Annotated in this window: 15 protein-coding genes and 1 pseudogene; 6 read left to right on the forward strand and 10 right to left on the reverse strand. The window is 70.5% G+C overall.

Translation table 11 applies throughout. The features are described from left to right. Positions 1-149: 149 nt before the first annotated feature. Complete coding sequence (locus OG753_RS07095; RefSeq protein WP_327260939.1) at positions 150-596, reverse strand: DUF1772 domain-containing protein; 447 nt, start codon at positions 594-596, stop codon at positions 150-152. Between the two features lie 91 nt (positions 597-687). On the opposite strand from OG753_RS07095, the gene OG753_RS07100 reads away from it, so the two are divergent. After that, complete coding sequence (locus tag OG753_RS07100) at positions 688-1,266, forward strand: TetR/AcrR family transcriptional regulator (RefSeq protein ID WP_405787687.1); 579 nt, start codon at positions 688-690, stop codon at positions 1,264-1,266. A gap of 397 nt (positions 1,267-1,663) precedes the next feature. On the opposite strand, the gene OG753_RS07105 is transcribed toward OG753_RS07100, so the two are convergent. The 4 genes and pseudogenes from OG753_RS07105 to OG753_RS07120 all read right to left on the reverse strand — a co-directional run. After that, positions 1,664-3,136, reverse strand: a complete 1,473-nt coding sequence (locus OG753_RS07105; RefSeq protein ID WP_405787689.1) for a sialidase family protein — start codon at positions 3,134-3,136, stop codon at positions 1,664-1,666. Between the two features lie 853 nt (positions 3,137-3,989). Next, positions 3,990-4,265 carry a hypothetical protein gene (locus OG753_RS07110; RefSeq protein WP_327260942.1) on the reverse strand — a complete coding sequence of 92 codons (276 nt, stop codon included), beginning with the start codon at positions 4,263-4,265 and terminating at the stop codon, positions 3,990-3,992. An 890-nt stretch (positions 4,266-5,155) separates the two neighbouring features. Next, the gene (locus OG753_RS07115) at positions 5,156-5,689 is read right to left on the reverse strand and encodes an SMI1/KNR4 family protein (protein WP_327260943.1); all 534 of its coding nucleotides are present in this window, start codon (positions 5,687-5,689) and stop codon (positions 5,156-5,158) included. 128 nt (positions 5,690-5,817) lie between these two features. Then, positions 5,818-6,063, reverse strand: a pseudogene (locus tag OG753_RS07120) (transposase); the annotation flags it as partial. 1,115 nt (positions 6,064-7,178) lie between these two features. Here OG753_RS07120 and OG753_RS07125 point away from each other — a divergent pair. Both OG753_RS07125 and OG753_RS07130 read left to right on the forward strand, forming a co-directional pair. Next, positions 7,179-8,033: a papain-like cysteine protease family protein gene (locus OG753_RS07125; RefSeq protein WP_405787691.1), complete on the forward strand. Its 855-nt coding sequence runs from the start codon at positions 7,179-7,181 to the stop codon at positions 8,031-8,033. Between the two features lie 14 nt (positions 8,034-8,047). Further along, positions 8,048-8,989 carry a hypothetical protein gene (locus OG753_RS07130; protein ID WP_405787693.1) on the forward strand — a complete coding sequence of 314 codons (942 nt, stop codon included), beginning with the start codon at positions 8,048-8,050 and terminating at the stop codon, positions 8,987-8,989. A gap of 130 nt (positions 8,990-9,119) precedes the next feature. Here the strand turns inward: OG753_RS07130 and OG753_RS07135 are convergent, their stop codons facing one another. Next, a complete protein-coding gene (locus OG753_RS07135; RefSeq protein ID WP_405787695.1) occupies positions 9,120-10,310 on the reverse strand; it encodes an acyl-CoA dehydrogenase family protein in 1,191 nt (396 codons plus the stop codon). A gap of 126 nt (positions 10,311-10,436) precedes the next feature. Between OG753_RS07135 and OG753_RS07140 the strand changes: the two genes are divergently transcribed. Together OG753_RS07140 and OG753_RS07145 are read left to right on the forward strand one after the other, a co-directional pair. Then, complete coding sequence (locus tag OG753_RS07140; protein ID WP_405787697.1) at positions 10,437-10,988, forward strand: DinB family protein; 552 nt, start codon at positions 10,437-10,439, stop codon at positions 10,986-10,988. A 310-nt stretch (positions 10,989-11,298) separates the two neighbouring features. Then, positions 11,299-11,520 (forward strand): hypothetical protein, encoded by a 222-nt coding sequence (locus tag OG753_RS07145; protein ID WP_405787699.1) that lies wholly within the window; start codon positions 11,299-11,301, stop codon positions 11,518-11,520. Here the strand turns inward: OG753_RS07145 and OG753_RS07150 are convergent. Genes OG753_RS07150 through OG753_RS07160 form a run of 3 tightly spaced genes read right to left on the reverse strand, consistent with a single transcriptional unit; the run spans position 11,513 to position 13,809 of the window. Further along, on the reverse strand, positions 11,513-12,052 hold the full coding sequence (locus tag OG753_RS07150) for a hypothetical protein (protein ID WP_405787701.1): 540 nt from the start codon (positions 12,050-12,052) through the stop codon (positions 11,513-11,515). The genes OG753_RS07145 and OG753_RS07150 overlap by 8 nt on opposite strands. 21 nt (positions 12,053-12,073) lie before the next feature. After that, positions 12,074-12,910, reverse strand: a complete 837-nt coding sequence (locus OG753_RS07155) for a class II fructose-bisphosphate aldolase (protein ID WP_327260949.1) — start codon at positions 12,908-12,910, stop codon at positions 12,074-12,076. Next, entirely contained in the window at positions 12,907-13,809 is a 903-nt protein-coding gene (locus OG753_RS07160) for an SIS domain-containing protein (protein ID WP_327260950.1), read from the reverse strand. The genes OG753_RS07155 and OG753_RS07160 overlap by 4 nt, the downstream gene beginning before the upstream one ends. 198 nt (positions 13,810-14,007) lie before the next feature. Between OG753_RS07160 and OG753_RS07165 the strand changes: the two genes are divergently transcribed. After that, positions 14,008-14,787 (forward strand): DeoR/GlpR family DNA-binding transcription regulator, encoded by a 780-nt coding sequence (locus OG753_RS07165; RefSeq protein WP_327260951.1) that lies wholly within the window; start codon positions 14,008-14,010, stop codon positions 14,785-14,787. Between the two features lie 1,209 nt (positions 14,788-15,996). On the opposite strand, the gene OG753_RS07170 is transcribed toward OG753_RS07165, so the two are convergent. Further along, positions 15,997-16,911, reverse strand: a complete 915-nt coding sequence (locus OG753_RS07170; protein WP_327260952.1) for a LysR substrate-binding domain-containing protein — start codon at positions 16,909-16,911, stop codon at positions 15,997-15,999. Positions 16,912-16,930 lie beyond the last annotated feature (19 nt).

Genomic DNA, 16,930 nt, shown 5'->3' on the forward strand with positions numbered 1-16,930 from the left:
GGTAGATCGGCGGACTGGGGGACCACCGCCAGGCCGCGGCGAAGGCGCCCGGGTGTCACGGGGAAAGCGCCCGGGTACCTCAGGACGGCGGCGCGCTGTTCCCGCACCTGAGCGGCTCGCCGACCGTGTGGCGGTCTCGGCCCGCGGGCTCAGGCGAGGGCGGCGACCAGCAGGGTGAAGGCGGCGATGATGACGGCGACGCGGACGTAGTGGAAGCGCAGCCAGCGGTTCATCTGCTCCTTCCAGTCCTCGGGCCGGTTCTCGGGGGTCCACGTCTTGTTCCGGTTGTTGATCGGGACGAGCAGCAGAACCGACATGATCACGCTGAGGATCAGCAGCGCGCCGGCGGTGATGACGAGGCCGGCGCCGTGGTGGTGCCATCCGGCGACGGCCCAGACCGCGACGAGCACGAGCGAGGTGATGTACCAGACCGGCATCACGGCGCCGAGCATCCGGCCCCCGTGGGCGTGGCCGAGCTGGCCGCTGTCGCCGGGGAGGGCGTTGAGGATCGGGTTCATGACGAAGGCGACGGAGAACTCCACCCCCACCATCACGCCGACGACCACGACGGTGAACACCTCAAGTGCGTTGAGCATGATGACCTCTCCAGTGATCTAGCGCTGCTAGCTGTTGAGGCAACGCTAGCTCTACTGCCGCTCGATTGTCTAGCGGTGCTAGGATCGAGTCATGTCGGTACAGGAACGCAAGCAGCGCGAACGGGCGGAGCGTGAGCGCCTCATCGTGGCGACGGCCCGCGAACTCGCCGAGCAGCAGGGCTGGGACGCGGTCACCACCCGTCGGCTCGCCGAGCGCATCGAGTACAGCCAGCCCGTCCTCTACAGCCACTTCCGCGGCAAACGGGAGATCATCGGCGCCGTCGCCCTCGAGGGCGCCACCGAGCTGGCCGCGGCGGTGCGTGCCGCGGCGTCCAGGGCGAACGGCCCGCGTGAGCGGGTTGCCGCCCTCGCCCACGCCTACCTCGACTTCGCCGAACGCCATCCGGCCGTCTACGACGCCATCTTCCAGCTCGACGGAGGTCTCGCGTACGCGCAGGAGGACACCCCGGAACAGCTCAAGGACGCCTTCTCCGCCCTGCTGGAGAGCCTCGGCGACGTCGCCGGGGACGGCGTCCACCCGGGACTGTTCACCGAGGTGTTCTGGGCGGCCCTGCACGGCGTCGCGACCCTGACCCGGGCGCGACGGCTTCCGCCGGAGGACACCGGGCGCAGGGTGGAGCTGCTGGTGGACCGGCTCGCCGAGTTCTGACCCACCGTCCGGGCGGACGGGCAGCCGGGGTTCTTCGACGATCTTTCGCGACTGGACGTGCTCAGCTCCGCCGCTGCGGATCAGCACTCCGCCGGTACATGCCGGGCGGGGTCCCGTGCGTACGTTCGAACGCGTTGGCGAAGGCGAACTCGGATGTGCAGCCGACCTGGGCGGCCCGTCCTCCGGTGTCTTCCCGAGCAGGCCGCTCCGTGAAGCAGGTGTGCAGGACGTACAGCAGGAGTGCGTCCAGGAGCGCGGGACGGGTCGAGACGGCAGGCCCCGCAGAGCACCACGGTGAGCGGCCCCCGCCCGGACGACGGAACGCGAGCGCGCAACGACGGAAGCGACGGCTGATGCACCGGTTCAGCAAGATCACCAGGGGATCCGTCCGCGTCGGTCAGCGGGTGCTGAGAGTGCCGGTGTACACGTCCGTACGGTTCTGCGGTGCGCCGGAGTTGGTCTCGGTGAGCACCGCCCGTACTCCCTTGCCGTCCGCCACCAGGCCTTGGTAGTCGCCGAGGAAGTAGCCCCCGGCGAACGGTGCCTGCAGCCAGTCGAAGATCCGCGAGATGCGTCGTTCGGTCCGGCGCTTCGGGTCCCCGTGCGGCAGGGTGGCCAGCTGGTAGGCGGTGGGCAGGGTGGTGGTGTCGCCCGGCTTGAGGAAGCGCAGGTCGTAGTACATGAGCGCGAGCGTGCCCCGCTCGTCGACCGCGACCGACGGGGAGAACGCCGGCACGCCCTCCGGGCTGATCAGCTCCGGGGCGCCCCAGGTGCGGCCGCCGTCGGTGGAGCGCACCAACTGGACGGAGTTGAACCGGCCGCCGGAGAAGTCCGCACCCTCGTAGGCCATGTAGAGCATGCCCGTCTTCGGGTCGACGGCCGGACTGGGCAGGGTGGACGCGGCGCGCAGCGGCTTGGCGGGGTCGTTCGGGTGGACCTCCGGTACGGCGGTGTCCTTGGCCACGGTGACCGGGGCGCTCCAGGTCTCTCCGGCGTCGGTCGAGGTGACCATCGCGTAGTGGGCGTCGACGACGGTGCTCAGGTCCTCGGAGAGGGTGATCCGATCGAAGAAGTCGTACAGGGTGCCGGTGTGCCGGTCGACGACGATCAGATGGCCGATGGTCTGGGTGTTGGGCACGGTGCTGGTGTCGACGAAGGGCCGGGCCCCGCTCCAGGTGCGGCCGCCGTCGCGGGTGACGGAGATGTAGCCCGGACCGTCGAGGGAGCCGGGGCCGGGCGGGTCGTTGTCGAGGCGGTCCCAGACCTGGTAGGCGGTGCCCCTGCGGATCGGGTCGGCGGTGAGCGAGGGCTTGTCGTTGAAGAACGGCTGCTCGTCGACGTGCGTGGTGGTGACGTTGTGCCAAGTGCGGCCGCCGTCGCGGGACGTGGCGGCCAGGAGGCCGGTGCGCGTGCTCTTGACGAAGTCGACGCCCTCACCGCTCGCGTAGACGGTGCCGTCCGGTCCGGTGCTCACCCAGGGGTCGGTGGCCCGTTCGAAGTCCGCTCCGCCCGGGGCGCAGAGGCTGAACGGCAGCGTGCTCCGGTGGAAGGTGCGGCCGTCCGTGGTCCAGCTGGCCGCCAGGCCACGGGCGCCGCCGTCGTTCCAGCGGTCCTGCTGGAACACGGTGACCACGCGCTTGGGGTCGCGCGGATCGACGGACAGGTACGGCTCGACCTCGGTGGCGGGGTAGGCGACGCTGTCGGGGGACCTGGCTCCGATGGTGCAGTTCGCGTACGGGTCGCCGTGGGACACCTTGACCAGTGGTGTGCCGTCGGGGTTGCGTTCTGCTGCGGCCGGAGTCGCGCCGGTGACCGTGACGAGCAGGAGTGCGGCGGTGGTGACGGCGGTCAGGGGCAGGCGGACGCGCATGCGGGAATTCCTCCGGGCCTGTCGGCTGGGGCATCGGACCGCCGTCATCGGGGCGGCCCGGGGCGCGGAGGCGTACCGGAACGCGAGGGTGGGGCGACTCCGCTCGGTTCTTTTCGGCGTGGGAGCCGGTGCCCTTGATGGGCCGAACGACGGAGTCATCCCCGAGGTCGTACGGGAGCACGGCGGAGCCGACCGGCGGGTGCACCGTGCCGGTCGGCTCCTTGGTCGTGCTGTTACGGCGCCGTCTCGTAGGTCTCCGGAGAAGGCGGTGGACGGTGGGCGGCGGGCCGGTGGCGAGGCGGCGGGGTCGGACTCGGCTCGGACGGGCGAGGCCGGCGGGACTGTTCGTTCTTCTGCGCCTGTTCAAGACCTGCCGAGTGTCGACAACGCTCGTGTTCAGTACAGCCGGGAGATGCGAACGACCTCGTCGGTCACTGTATGACGCATGGCCGAGGCCGTGTTCGGAGCGGCGGCGAGCGCCGTGTCCACCCGACGGCGGACCGGGTGCCGTCACTCCATACCCACCGCGCCTGGTGCACCGGCCGGACTGGTTGCCCGGCCGTGCGCCGACCGGTCAGGTGATCGCCGGCGTGATCCCGTCAGGCAGCAGGCAGCCGGAGCAGGCGCGGGAGAGCTCTCAGGCGCCTTCCCCGGAGAGGCACGACGTTACCGACCTCGACCGGCCGCATCGGTCCGGCGCGTGCGCGTCGGTGGAAGCGGGGCGACATCGATGTCGTTGGCGTCAGGACTGCCCAACGGCGCCGTGTTGTGTCCGGGCAGGCCGGGGGCCGAGGAGGACACGGACCGTACCTGCCTCCCACCGGTGCCGGGGGGGCGGCTGCCGCGCGGTCCCCTAACGCGGTTCGTGGGCCGCCGCGCGGCAGGCACCGGTGGCGGCGCCGCCCGCCACTCCGGCCTCGGTCAGCCCGCTCACACAACTCTGCAGGTCTCCGACCACGCCACGGCTGCAGGCCGCTGAAACGGAGCCGGAGTCGGTGGCACCGGCCTGTGTGGCCATCTGAGTGCAGGCGGGGATGTCCGCACGGACCGAGGGAGCAGCGAGGACCGCACCGCCGAGGGTGAGGGCCAGGCCGGTGAGGGCACCGGCGATACGGGTCGACGTGCGCATGGGACGCACCTGCCTTCCGGGTTGGTCGCGCGGGCCGGGTCCCGACGGGCCGGATCCACGCGGTGGGGCCGCCTGACGCCGCTCGGTGAGCGGTGCCCCGGCCGGCGCGCTCCCGGACCGACCGCACGATTCTTCGTCGCACCCGTTGAGCCGCACCGGGGCATGGCCGCCAGGCCGGAGGAGAGGGCCGCGGGCCGGATGAGACACACTCGGACCTCGACTCGCGGGCCCCTCACTCCAGCGTCGCATCCTCTCTCCCGCCCGTCCTGGGCACCCGGGCGGGGCGGCCGCTTTGAGTAACTGCGCGGCCCATGCCGGTCTACGGCACAAGCCGCCGCACCGGACCGGGACGCGCCCTCCCCGGCGGCCCGAGAGCGGAACCGTTTCCGGACGAGTTCCGGACCGGCCCCGCCCAAGGGAGCCGCAATGACGGCCGATTTCGCTGGTCAGCGTGGGTGAACCACGGGCAGCAGCTGCTCAGTGCCAAGGGCTACGGGTCGCGTCACCGACCCCTCACCCAACAGCACCGCCACCCTCATGGCCCGACATGACGTGCCACCCACAGGGGTGAGAAGCTGAAGAGTGCCCCAACAGAGGCAATCCGCAAAAGGAGAACCGAACGCGCATTCGACGAATCTCCGCCGCCGTCATCGCCACGGCAGCTGGGACTCGCCCTGACCTGCATCGATGCCACCCACCCCTCCCCGTCTCCAACCGGAGGGACGCACTCTTCTCGGCACTTCCGTACAGCAGCTCAGCAGAACTCGGGCGCAGTACGCCACCGTGGGCACAGTCGACGACTCACAACGACCAACACAATGAGGTGCGTCGCCCCACCGGCACCTGAGGACAGCAGTACGGTCGGGTGATCGCGCGAGTCGGCCCGGTGGTTACAAGTCGCGCCAGCCCACGAAATCGTGCGGCCCTGATCCCGCGATCCGCTCGCTGAACGGATCCACCACGCCGGTCAGGACGGCCAGGCAGAAGTCGGCCATGCCGCCGTCGAAGACCGTCCAGCGGTTCGCCCCCCACGGCACCTGCCTCCGAAAAGTGGCCACCCTCCAGCTGTCGGCTGCGCCCGTTCGTAGCCAGAAGGCGACATCGCTGCTCGCCGAGTCCGCGAAGGGCAACAGGAGCGGCAAGTCTTGCCTTCCAAGGAGAGCGCCCAGCTCCTGGCAGTCCCGGTCCGAGAGTGCGGAATCGACTCTCTCGAGAAGATCCCCGTACGGCGATCCCGGGACGGGAGGCGTACTGACGGACAGGTACTCGTCGATCTCTCCCCCGCCGTATGACTCTACGAACTCGCGGTAATCCTCGGGGAGTTCCAGCTGTACCGCGTCGGCGAGTCGTTCCCAGTCCACCACGTCTCCTCCGGAGACAGGTGGAGGCAGTAGCTGACGCAGGCGGGTGAGAGCAGCAGACATATCGGCGTTCCTTCCTCGTCCCCGTGGCGCGCTGCTTTCGGCGGCCACCCAAGAGGTCAACCATGGGCGCCGGTGCGACTGCCGGCTGCGGTCCGAAGTGATTGAGCTCCGTTCAGCAGCGCACACGGCTAACGCAAGGATGTCACTCGCCGGTAGGTGATGAGGCAGCAGGCCAGCCTGAGGAAGGCCTCATGAATGTCAGCCCGACGCTCCCAGCGGATCCTCAGGCGTCGGAAGCCGTGCAACCACGCGAAACTCCGCTCGACCACCCATCGGTAGGTGCCCAGCCCGGTGCCATGCCGCGTTCCGCGGCGGGCAATCGCCGGCACGTACAGGATCCCGGACAGCACCTGCCGGTCTGGCAGCGGCTTGCGGCCCGGGTACCGGAAGCGCCGCTCACGTTGCGGCCGTAGCGGCTCCAGGCGCTCCCACCGCTCATCCGACACGGTCCACGGCACGTTCCCCACGCCGGTGTGAACGCTCAACTTCCTGCCACGGCACTGCTGTCAGAGCCGATCCACCTCATTGCGTCAGTCGTTGTAAGGCGCGTTCCTCAATGGGGCAGAGGTTGAGCGTGGGTGCGGACACCGCCGGAACCCGTCCAGAGGCGGCTGCCTCGACCGGGCGGGCAGGGACGCGCTCATTCCAGGCAAACCCTGAAGTTGATTTTCCTTCATCAAATGATGGAGAGTCACGCAGCGCACACGCTGGGCGATTTAACTAATTGACAGCGCGTCCAATGAAGGACCGAGGTGGATCAAGTTTGCGTAAAGTCCCATGCCTCAGGTGACCGTCAAATGGCCTGGACCAATGGCTGTTGGATCCTCAACCCGTCGTAAACATAACTAGATTGACGGTCTGTCACATCAGCCCTTTCCAGTGATTGAATTCGCGACATCTTCGCGCGTAGAGCAAGGGCGTTCAGGTCCCCCAATCTCTCTGGCAGGATTCCCGGCACCCAATCCAGTCAAGGAAAGAGGTGCGGTTGTGCGTGGTCGCGGAAGGCCTGAATCTCGGCTTCACCGGCAGGGCAAAGCCATCGATCTGCCTGAATGTGACGCTCGGTCAATTGGCGTCGCCCGGCTGTAGTTGTCCGGCTCCCGGTCGCCGTTACGGCGACTCGCGGTGGTAAGGCGACGGCAACGGCGCACTCCCGACCCTGCCGCGACGGCGTGCACGCAAGGTGGACAGTTCACCCGCACCTGCGGAACCACAAGAAACCGGTCGGGGAGTGTTCGCCGGCAGCATGAGCGCGACCGCCGCCGAAGGCGCCACCGTCGGTCCATCGTCTCCGATGTGTGCCCGGCCGGTCGCGGCAGCCTCATCGACAATGCGGCGCCGCCCCTGTGCCGCCGCTCCGGTGAGTGGCCGCCGCCCGTTTCGAGCGCCGCCCTGGTCGGTTCTGACTGGCCCGGGCCAACTGACCATTCGTCACTTATGGGAGTGCCGCCCGGCAAACCCGTTTCCGCATTTCAGATCAAGGATCACGATGCACAAACGTCGCGCGTCCCGCCGCAAGAAAGCGCTGATAGCCGCGATCACCGCCGCACTCTCCGGCGGTCTGCTCTTCGGCTTCAATGCCCTCGCCCAGGCCGATGTGGTCAGCGGCACGGTCGTCGGCGGGCAGGGCAACTACAAGACCGTCAACCACCGGGCCAAGCCGTCCCTCTCGGCCCAGGTGAAGGGGTCCTCGAAGGTGGGCGCCAAGATCCAGATGTCCTGCCGGACCACCGGCGACACCGTGGAGAACAACCCGAGGTGGATCTTCACCGGCTCGTTCTACATCGCTGACGCCTTCATCAAGGAAAACACCACCTCCCTGCCGGTCTGCGGTTCAACCCCGAACCCGAAACCCATCCCCACAACCGCGAAGACACTCGGCATCGACATGCAGAAGCAGGTCAGGACCCAGTGGTGCTGGGACGCCTCCGGCGTGACCATCGCCAAGCACTGGGGCCGCTCCGTCAGCCAAGAGCAGTTCTGCCAACTCGCAGCCCAGGGAACCTGGGTGAACTGCAACAACCAGCCCGCGACGCTGGAGGACATGGCCAATGGCCTGGCCAGGCTGGGACTGCGGAACAGCGGCCGCAGCCTGTACCGCAACGCTTCGTTCGGTGAGTCCGCCGCCGAGATCGACGCAGGCCGGCCGTTCGCCGTCCGGTTCGGCTGGCGCACCGGCGGCGGTCACATGAACGTCATCTACGGCTACGACAGCGCCACCAACATGATCGCGGTCGGCGACCCGTGGCAGACCACCCAGACTCACACCTGGTGGAACCACTCCACTTACACGAACAACAACTCGTTCCAGTGGACCCACTCCCGCATCGGCATCCAGGGCTGAGGAGCAGACCGACCATGCAGACCATGCGACACGCCAGGCACGCTGCACTCCGGGCCGCCGTCCTCGCCACGGCTGCGCTCGCCGCAGCCCTGTGCGGAATCGTTCCCGCACAGGCTGCGGAAGGCGACGGCATCGCGGGCTACCAGTCGGCCCAGCAAGCCCTCGGGAGTGACCAACTCCGCAACACCGTCTCCCGCTTCCTGGTCTCGGCCCGGCAGCCCCGCACCGCCCCCGCCGCGGACGGCGGCTCCGTCGGCACCCCTGGGAACGCGCCCGCCGCGGTCGCCGCGCCGCCCGGGTTCGATCTGAACAAGGACCCGGTGCCGATGTTCGAGATCAGCCCTGAGTTCGTGACCGGCAAGACCCAGGCGACCCCGCAGACCGCACTCCGGCTCTCCTACCTGGCCTCGCGGGTGACCGCCTCCGACGGCAAACACGCCGCCGTATTGCTCGCACCCAAAGGGAACGCCACTACGCCGGCAAGCGGCGCTCAGAACGTCGGTGCCGAGGGCTGGCAGCTAGCGGGCATCCGGGACGGGGACGCCGAGGTCGGCTTTGCCGAGCGCGGCACTCCCCAGGCCCGTACCTTCACCGAGCCGCAGATTCACGCCTGGTACCGGCTCACCGCCGAAGGCATGGTCGAGCCGCTCAACGAGGAAGCGACCACCGGCCTCGGCGGAAAGCACGGAATCACCCTCGCCGCCTACCAGAAGTTGGTCACCGCCCGCTACGGCGACAAGATGCCCGGCTCGGAATACGACCGCAAGGGCCTGGCCGGCGGATACGGCGGCCTCGTGGAGGACCAGCCGGAGCAGGTCACTGCTGCATCCGGTGAACCGGCGCCCGAGTCGTCCTGGCAGCCGATCTCCGCGACCGCGGCCGCAGCCGCAGCCGTGGCGGCGGTCGCCGGTGCGGTCGTCTACGCGCGCCGCCGGGGAACTGCCACCACCCGCTGATCCGGCTCCATAAGCCGGGCCCCTTCTCCGTGCTCAGCCCGGCGAATTCCGTCACCGGATCCGCACAGGCGCGGGAAGGAGGCCCGGCCCCTGGTTTTTGTGCCAACTAAAAATCCTTGTCACAAGGGAGCTAGCGGCGCACGCGGGGCATACCGAGGCCGATCCAGGAGATGATCTCGCGCTGGATCTCGTTGTTGCCCCCGCCGAACGTGAAGATCACGGCGCTGCGGTAGCCGCGTTCGAGCTCGCCGTGCAGGACCGCGCCCGCCGAGCCGTCCTTGAGGGAGCCGGCCGCGCCGACTATCTCCATCAGCCAGGCGTACGCGTCCCGGCGGGCCTCCGAGCCGTACACCTTGACCGCGGAGGCGTCCTGCGGGGTGAGGGTGCCGGCCTGGACCGCGCCCACCATCTGCCAGTTGAGCAGCTTCATCGCGTCGAGACGGGCGTGGGTGCGCGCCAGGCGGCCGCGGACCCAAGGGAGGTCGATGACGCGGCGGCCGTCGGCGAGTTTCGTCGCGGCGGCCCAGCGCTGGACGTCGTGGAGGGCCCGGATGGCCATGGTGCCGTGGGCGGCGAGGGTGACGCGTTCGTGGTTGAGCTGGTTGGTGATCAGGCGCCAGCCCTTGTTCTCCTGTCCGACGCGGCGGTCCGCCGGGACCCGGATGTTCTCGTAGTAGCTGGCGGTGGTGTCGTGCGAGGCGAGGGTGTTGATGAGGGTGCAGGAGTAGCCGGGGTCCGAGGTCGGGACGAGGAGCATGGTGATGCCCTTGTGGGCGGGGGCGTCCGGGTCGGTGCGTACGGCGAGCCAGACCCAGTCGGCGGTGTCGCCGTTGGTGGTCCAGATCTTCTGTCCGTTGACGACGTAGGTGCCGCTCTCCTCGTCGCCCTCGCGGACCGCCTTGCACTTGAGCGCGGCGAGGTCGGTGCCTGCGTCGGGCTCGCTGTAGCCGATCGCGAAGTCGATCTCGCCGGCGAGGATCTTCGGCAGGAAGTACGCCTTCTGCTCGTCGGTGCCGAACTGCATGATGGTCGGCCCGACCGTGTTGAGCGCCATCAGGGGCAGCGGTACGACGGCCTGTGCGGCTTCGTCGAAGAAGATGAACTGGTCTATCGGGGTCATCCCGCGGCCGCCGTACTCCTTGGGCCAGCCGACGCCGAGCCAGCCGTCGGCGCCGAGCCGGCGGATGGTGTCCCGGTAGAAGCGCTTCTGGGCGGCCGGGTCCTCGTAGCGGGCGTAGACGTCCTGCGGCACGAGCTCGGCGAAGTAGGCGCGCAGTTCGGTGCGCAACTGCTGCTGCTCAGGCGTGTATTCGAGGTGCACGGCCCCTCCGGGAGTCTCGCGGTCCAGCCGGTCGCTGTGGTGGCGGCGGTCAGAGTAGAACCTGTTACAAGAATTCGGAAGGACCCGCGTGCCGGCCGTTCGAGGACGCCGTTCATACTCGCGACCATGACGAGCCCACGCAGCAGAGCGGAATTCTTCGTCGAACCCGAGCGGGACGGCCGCTTCAGCGGCCCGGCGACCGGCGACGAGCGGCGGATGCTGGTCGCCTTCCTGGCGGACCACCGCGCCACCCTGGAACTGAAGTGCGCAGGCCTGGGGGCCGAGTTGGCGCGGCGGTCGGTGGAACCGTCCACCCTGTCCCTGCTCGGGCTGGTCCGGCACCTGGCCGATGTGGAGCGCCGCTGGTTCCGGAAGGTCCTGGCGGGCCGGGACGCGCCGCCGCTGTTCTCCTCGGCGGACGAACCCGACGGGGGCTTCGACGGAGCCGTGTCCGATCCCGCGGCCGTCGAGGCGGCCTGGGAGGCCTGGCGCGGTGAAGTGGCCTTCGCGGAACGCTTCGTCGCCGAGGCGCCCCACCTGGACGTCGAGGCCGTCGACGCGTGGCGCGGGAAGGTGTCGCTGCGCTGGGTGCTGATCCACATGGTCGAGGAGTACGCACGGCACAACGGGCACGCCGACCTCCTGCGCGAGCGGATCGACGGGGCCATCGGCATCTGAGCCCGGACCCGGTCCCCTCCTCATCGCCATCCCCGGAGCCAACTCGGCTGACATCGCCGCGCAGTTCGGCCGCCTGCCGCACAATGTGCGGACATGGACATCGACGCATGGCGCCGCGAGGACCCCGGGTTCACGCGGGCGGTGACGCAGATCCACGAGCCGGGCGACCTCCCCGTGGACGCCGGGATCCCGCCCAGGCACGCCTAATGGGAGCTGCTCCCGGGCGGACGTACGGGCCCGGCTGCCGGAGAAGGCCGGCCGGGCCCTGACCTGGTGGGCCGGGCCGGATTCCGACGGGCGGCCCGCCGCCGTGGTGGTCGGGGACCGCGGCCTGTGCCGGACCGGCCCGGTGGTGCGCGACGGGGTGGCGCAGTTCCGCGGCTACGACGAGGCCGTCGGACCCGACCGGACCACCTGGTTCGTCGCCCTCGTCCTGTTCGGCGAGCACGCCCTGGCGCTCGCCGAGGGCACCCGGACCCTGGACCGGGGCGCCCGCCCGGACCGGGCCGAGTGGCACGGGATCGTCACGTGAAGAGGTACAGGAGGTCGAAGTGGACGAGGTCGCGGGCCACGTCGAAGAGGTAGCGGCCCGACGGGGTCCCGTCCGAGGCTTCGCTCTTCCCGCCCTGGCCGTTCGCGTACGCGTCGAATCCCGGGCTGTGCTGCCAGGCCGCGTCAGCGGGCAGGTACTTCTTCAGCGGGGCGGGCAGGCCGGACGGCGCACCGGGCGCGAAGGCGTGGTCGGGCTTCGCGGTGATCGCGGCCGCGCCACCGGCCGGCAGGCGGGCTGCACCGACCAGCCGGATCCGGGAGTCGGGGCTCGGGATCCGGTCGTCGCCCGCACCGCTGGCGTCGATGTCGTATCCCAGCCAGTGCGCGTCGGTCAGTTCACCCAGGAACGGACCGAGCCGCCGGTTCAGCGGCTCGAGGTCGGTGCGGACCTCGGGACGGTACGGCGGCTCCGGCCACAGCAGGTACGTCAGGCCCGCGCCCACGGTCAGCACCGGGAGGCCGGCGATCAGCAGGAACCGGCGGCGATCGGTACGACCCCGCTGCACGTCCATGATCGCCGCCCCCGCCGTACGTCAGTTCAGGGCGCCGATCATAGCCGTCGCCGTCACCGTCATCGCCGTCCGGGCGGCCGTCAGGTACGGCCGCGGGTCCGCCGGGGTGAGGTGGGCACGGATGGCTTCGGTCATGGCCACGTTGAGCGCGGTGCCGATGTTGACCTTGCGGATACCGCCCGCGACGGCCGCCGCCAGCTCGGCGTCGGGCAGACCCGACGAGCCGTGCAGGACGAGCGGTACGTCCACGGTCTTGGCCAGCCGGGCCAGGAGCGCGTGGTCCAGGGCCGCGGTCCGGCTGGTCATCGCGTGGCTGCTGCCGATGGCGACGGCAAGGGCGTCGACCCCGGAGTCCGCGACGAACCGCCGGGCCTCGTCCGGGTCGGTACGGGCGCCGGGCGCGTGCGGGTCCAGCGGCGCGGCGCCGTTCTTCCCGCCGACCTCCCCCAGCTCGGCCTCGATCCACAGCCCGTTGGCGTGCGCCCAGTCGGCGGCGGAGCGGGTGGCCTCCAGGTTCTCGGCGTACGGGAGCTGTGCGGCGTCGTACATCACCGAGCTGTATCCCGCGTCGCAGGCCTGCCGGAGCAGCTCTGGGCTCTTGACGTGGTCGAGGTGGAGGCCGACGGGGACGCCTGCGGCCTCGGCGCAGGCGAGAGCGGCCCGGGAGATGGGAAGCAGCCGCCCGGCGCGGAACTTCACTGCGTTCTCGCTCAGTTGGAGGATGACCGGCAGGCCGGCCGCCTCGGCCCCGGCGACGACGGCTTCGGCGTGCTCCAGGGTGATGATGTTGAAGGCGGCGACGGCCCGGCCGGCCGCGGCCGCCTCCAGGACCAGGTCGCCCGCGCGGACGAGGCTCATCGGACCGCCTCCTCGCCGGTGGTGAGGATCACCGAGCGCGTGAGATTGCGCGGCGCATCCGGGTCGAGCTGCTGGTGGGCGGCGACGGCCAGGGCGAGGCGGTGTACGCGGACCAGTTCGGCGAGCGGATCGAGCCGCCCGGGCACCCACTGGGAGCCGGTGGCGCGCACCTGCTCGGCAAGCCCGTCGGGGGCCTCGTCGAGCGACCAGGTGACCGTACCGGGCCCGGAAACGCTGATCGGTCCGTGCCGGTACTCCATCGCCGGGTAGGACTCGGCCCAGGACAGCGAGGCCTCGCGCATCTTCAGCGCGGCCTCGTTGGCGAGCCCGACGCTCCAGCCGCGGCCGAGGAAGGTGAACTGCCCGCGGCCGGCGATCTCGGCAGGGAGGGGGTCGATGAGGGCGGTACGGGCGTCGGCGACCGCGGAGGGGGTGTGCAGCCCGACGTGGGCGCGCAGCAGGGTGAGGGCAGTGGTCGCGAAACGGGTCTGCACGACGGACTGTTCGTCGGCGAAGTCCAGGACGACGAGCTCGTCGGCCGCGGTCATCACCGGGGTCGCTGGGTCGCCGACGACCGCCGTCGTGGGCACGCCCGCGTCCCGCAGCCCGGCCAGCAGGTCCAGCACCTCGGTGGTGGTGCCGGAGCGGGTCAGGGCGACGACCCGGTCGTAGCGGCGGTGGCGCGGGAACTCGGAGGCGGGGAAGGCGTCGGTCTCGCCCTGGCCGGCCGTCTCGCGCAGCACGGCGGCCGCCTGGGCCATGTAGTACGAGGTCCCGCACCCGACGATCGCGGTACGCTCCCCCGCCTGCGGCAGCACCGCCCGGTGGACCGGGGCCAGTTCGGCGGCCCGCTCCCAGCATGCGGGCTGCGTGCCCAACTCGTACGCGACGTGACTCATACAGGCTCCCTCGTGCGACAGACGGGTCTGAATGGTGAAGACGTGAATGCGATGCGTTTTCCTGCAAGGTATAGGCCTGTTTCACGCAACTTCAAGCATCGACGGGTTGCTCGGCTGAGTTAGTGTCGCCGGGTAGGCCGATGGAGGCCGCCGAAACGCCGTGGAACGAATGTCGCAGAACACCGAAGGGGGCGGCCGATGACCCGCAAGGAGCGCTGGCAGACGCTGCTGGACCTGCTCGTGGAACGGGGCGAGCTGGAGGTGGAACCCGCCGCGGAGACCCTCGGCGTGTCCGCCGCGACCATCCGCCGCGACCTCGACCAGCTCGCCGAACAGCAGCTGCTGGTCCGCACGCGCGGCGGAGCCGTGCTGCACGGGGTGTCCTACGAACTCCCGCTGCGCTACCGCACATCGCGCCGCGCCGCCGAGAAGCGCCGGATCAGCGAGGCGGTGGCGGCCCTGATCGTGCCGGGCGAGGTGATCGGCCTGACGGGCGGCACGACGACCACCGAGGTGGCACGGGCCCTGGCCGGACGCCCGGACCTGGCCCAGGGGTCCCCTGCGCTCACCGTCGTGACCAACGCCCTCAACATCGCGGGCGAGCTGGTGATCCGGCCGCAGTTCAAGATCGTACTGACCGGGGGCGTGGCCCGTCCCCAGTCCTACGAGCTGACGGGCCCCCTCGCCGAACAGGTCCTCGGGCAGCTCGCGGTGGACACCGCGGTGCTCGGCGTGGACGGCTTCGACCCCACGGACGGCGCGGCGACCCGCCACGAGGACGAGGCCTCGATCAACCGCCTGCTGTGCGAGCGCGCCCGCCGGGTGGTCGTCGCGGCCGACTCCAGCAAACTGGGCGTCCGCGCATTCGCCCGCATCTGCGCGACCTCGTCGGTGGACACCCTGGTGACGGACACGGGCCTGCCCGACACCGTGGCGGAGGCCTTCGGGGCGGCGGGGGTCGAGGTGGTACGGGTGTGAGGGGCGGGGTCGGTTGGCGGGGCGGGGGCTTCGGGGACGGCGGGAGCCGCTGGGGCGGTGGTCAGTGACGTGTATGGGGGCTTCCCGTCAGTCTCATCGTCTCTCCGTGTCGGGCCGGCCCCTCAAGGGCGCTCCTCCTTCGTCGTCGCGTCGCTGCGCGATGTCGCTGCGCTCCACCCTTGACCGACCGTCCCGCCCCGGACATACGAAGACTGTCGGGAAGCCCCCAAAGGAACGGGCCGGGCTATCAAGACAGGGACGGGGTGGTCGGAGATGCCCTGCCTTGTCGGGGGTGAGGCTTCTTCCCGAGGCGGGGCCCATGCCGCGCACCGGCCGGGTCGGTGGGCGCGTCCAATCGCTACGCGCTCCTCATCTCTCAGCGTCCGACGACCGTCCGGGGCTGGACATAGGCCGCCCACGCCCTCGGTTCCTCTGGCAAGGTGCGTCCGGCGACCGTCTGTGGCCGGTCATAAGCCGCCCAAGACGCCCCAGCGCTCCTCATCGAGGGCGTCTCGACGCTGTCTGGGGTGGAAAGACGCCTGACAGCGGCTATTTCGTCGTGGAGTGGGGTCAGCGAGAGCGGACCGCTCGAATCGCCGACCGTTTGCCCCAATTACCCCTATTTGGGGATGGGTTTGTGGTGTCACTTGTGCACTGACCCGGATCCACGACGGAATAGCAGAGGCATCAGGCCCTGCCGGCCGCCGGTCGCAGTCCCAGGAGAAGCACGTAGCGATCCGAGGCGGCTTATGCCGAGCTCCAGACGGTCGTCGGACGCAGTTCGTGAGGTGAACCGGGACCGTGGGCGGCCTATGTCCGGCCCAAGACGGGCTGGAGACGCTAAAGGATGAGGAGCGCGTAGCGATTGGATGCGCTTCCCCCGACCCGGCCGGTGGTCTGGATGGGCCCCGCCTCGGGAAAGTGCCCCTTCCCCCGACCGGGCAGGGCTTCTCCGGCCGCCCCGCTCCTGTCTCTTGTCCCCCGGCCCGTTCCTTTGGGGGCTTCCCGACAGTCTTCGTATGTCCGGGGCGGGACGGTCGGTCAAGGGTGGCCGCAGGCCATCGCGCAGCGACGCGACCGTAGGGAGCGCCCTTGAGGGGCCGGCCCGACACGGAGAGACGATGAGACTGACGGGAAACCCCCATACACGTCACTGACTCCCGACTGCTCGGATCCCGCCACCCGAAGCCCCCGCCAGGCCCCGCCCCCTCAATGCGCCGGCAAGCGCTCCGACTCCCGGACCAGGGCCGCCAGGACCGGGGCGATCAGGGGGTGGGTTTCCGCGCCTCGGCGGGTGGCCGCGAAGACGCGGCGGGTGGCCGCCGGGCCTGCGACCGGGCGGACCTGGACCTCCTTGAGGTCCATGCCGCGCAGGGCCGAGCGCGGGACGAGAGCCACTCCGGCCCCCGCGCCCACCAGGGCCGTCACGGCCCGGAAGTCGTCCGAGGAGTGCGCGAACCGGGGCTGGAAGCCCGCCAGTTCGCAGGCGAGCAGCGTCACGTCGTGGCACGGGTTGCCGGGGTACTGGCCCACCCAGTCCGAGTCGGAGAGGTCGGCCAGCGACACCGCGGGCAGGTCGGCGAGCGGGTGCCCCGAGGGCAGGACCGCGTCGAAGGGTTCCGCGTACAGCGGGAGGACGGAGAGCCGCCCGTCGTCGGCGCCCGGGGCACCCCGGTACTCGACCGCCAGCGCCACGTCCGCCTCGCCGTCGAGCAGCAGCGGCAGGCTCTGGTCGCCTTCCGCGTCCCGTACCCGCAGGCGGATCCCGGGCTGTTCCAGCGCGAGCCGGGCGATGGCCGGCGCCAGGACTTCCGCGATGCCGGTCGCGAAGGCGGCCACGGTGACCTCGCCCGCCGAACCGCCGGCGTACGCGGCGAGTTCGGCCTCGGCCCGCTCCAGCTGCGCGAGCACCTCGTGGGCGTGGCCGAGCAGGATCTCACCGGCTGCGGTGAGCCGTACGCCGCGCCCGCTGCGGGTGAGCAGCACGTGGCCCGTCTCCTGTTCCAGCGCCGCGAGCTGCTGGGAGACGGCGGAGGGGGTGAGGTACAGGGCTGCGGCCGCGGCGGTCACCGTACGGTGGTCCGCCACGGCCCGCAGGATGCGCAGCCGGCGGGGGTCGATCACCCCACCATTGTCTCAGGGT

It is taken from the genome of Streptomyces sp. NBC_00029 (genome assembly GCF_045160505.1).
Lineage (GTDB): Bacteria > Actinomycetota > Actinomycetes > Streptomycetales > Streptomycetaceae > Streptomyces.

Bases quoted from the DNA above. Each gene is read 5' to 3' on its own strand.
- OG753_RS07095 (WP_327260939.1), bottom strand. From the start codon at position 596: ATGCTCAACGCACTTGAGGTGTTCACCGTCGTGGTCGTCGGCGTGATG.
- OG753_RS07100 (WP_405787687.1), top strand. From the start codon at position 688: ATGTCGGTACAGGAACGCAAGCAGCGCGAACGGGCGGAGCGTGAGCGC.
- OG753_RS07105 (WP_405787689.1), bottom strand. From the start codon at position 3,136: ATGCGCGTCCGCCTGCCCCTGACCGCCGTCACCACCGCCGCACTCCTG.
- OG753_RS07110 (WP_327260942.1), bottom strand. From the start codon at position 4,265: ATGCGCACGTCGACCCGTATCGCCGGTGCCCTCACCGGCCTGGCCCTC.
- OG753_RS07115 (WP_327260943.1), bottom strand. From the start codon at position 5,689: ATGTCTGCTGCTCTCACCCGCCTGCGTCAGCTACTGCCTCCACCTGTC.
- OG753_RS07125 (WP_405787691.1), top strand. From the start codon at position 7,179: ATGCACAAACGTCGCGCGTCCCGCCGCAAGAAAGCGCTGATAGCCGCG.
- OG753_RS07130 (WP_405787693.1), top strand. From the start codon at position 8,048: ATGCAGACCATGCGACACGCCAGGCACGCTGCACTCCGGGCCGCCGTC.
- OG753_RS07140 (WP_405787697.1), top strand. From the start codon at position 10,437: ATGACGAGCCCACGCAGCAGAGCGGAATTCTTCGTCGAACCCGAGCGG.
- OG753_RS07150 (WP_405787701.1), bottom strand. From the start codon at position 12,052: ATGGACGTGCAGCGGGGTCGTACCGATCGCCGCCGGTTCCTGCTGATC.
- OG753_RS07155 (WP_327260949.1), bottom strand. From the start codon at position 12,910: ATGAGCCTCGTCCGCGCGGGCGACCTGGTCCTGGAGGCGGCCGCGGCC.
- OG753_RS07160 (WP_327260950.1), bottom strand. From the start codon at position 13,809: ATGAGTCACGTCGCGTACGAGTTGGGCACGCAGCCCGCATGCTGGGAG.
- OG753_RS07165 (WP_327260951.1), top strand. From the start codon at position 14,008: ATGACCCGCAAGGAGCGCTGGCAGACGCTGCTGGACCTGCTCGTGGAA.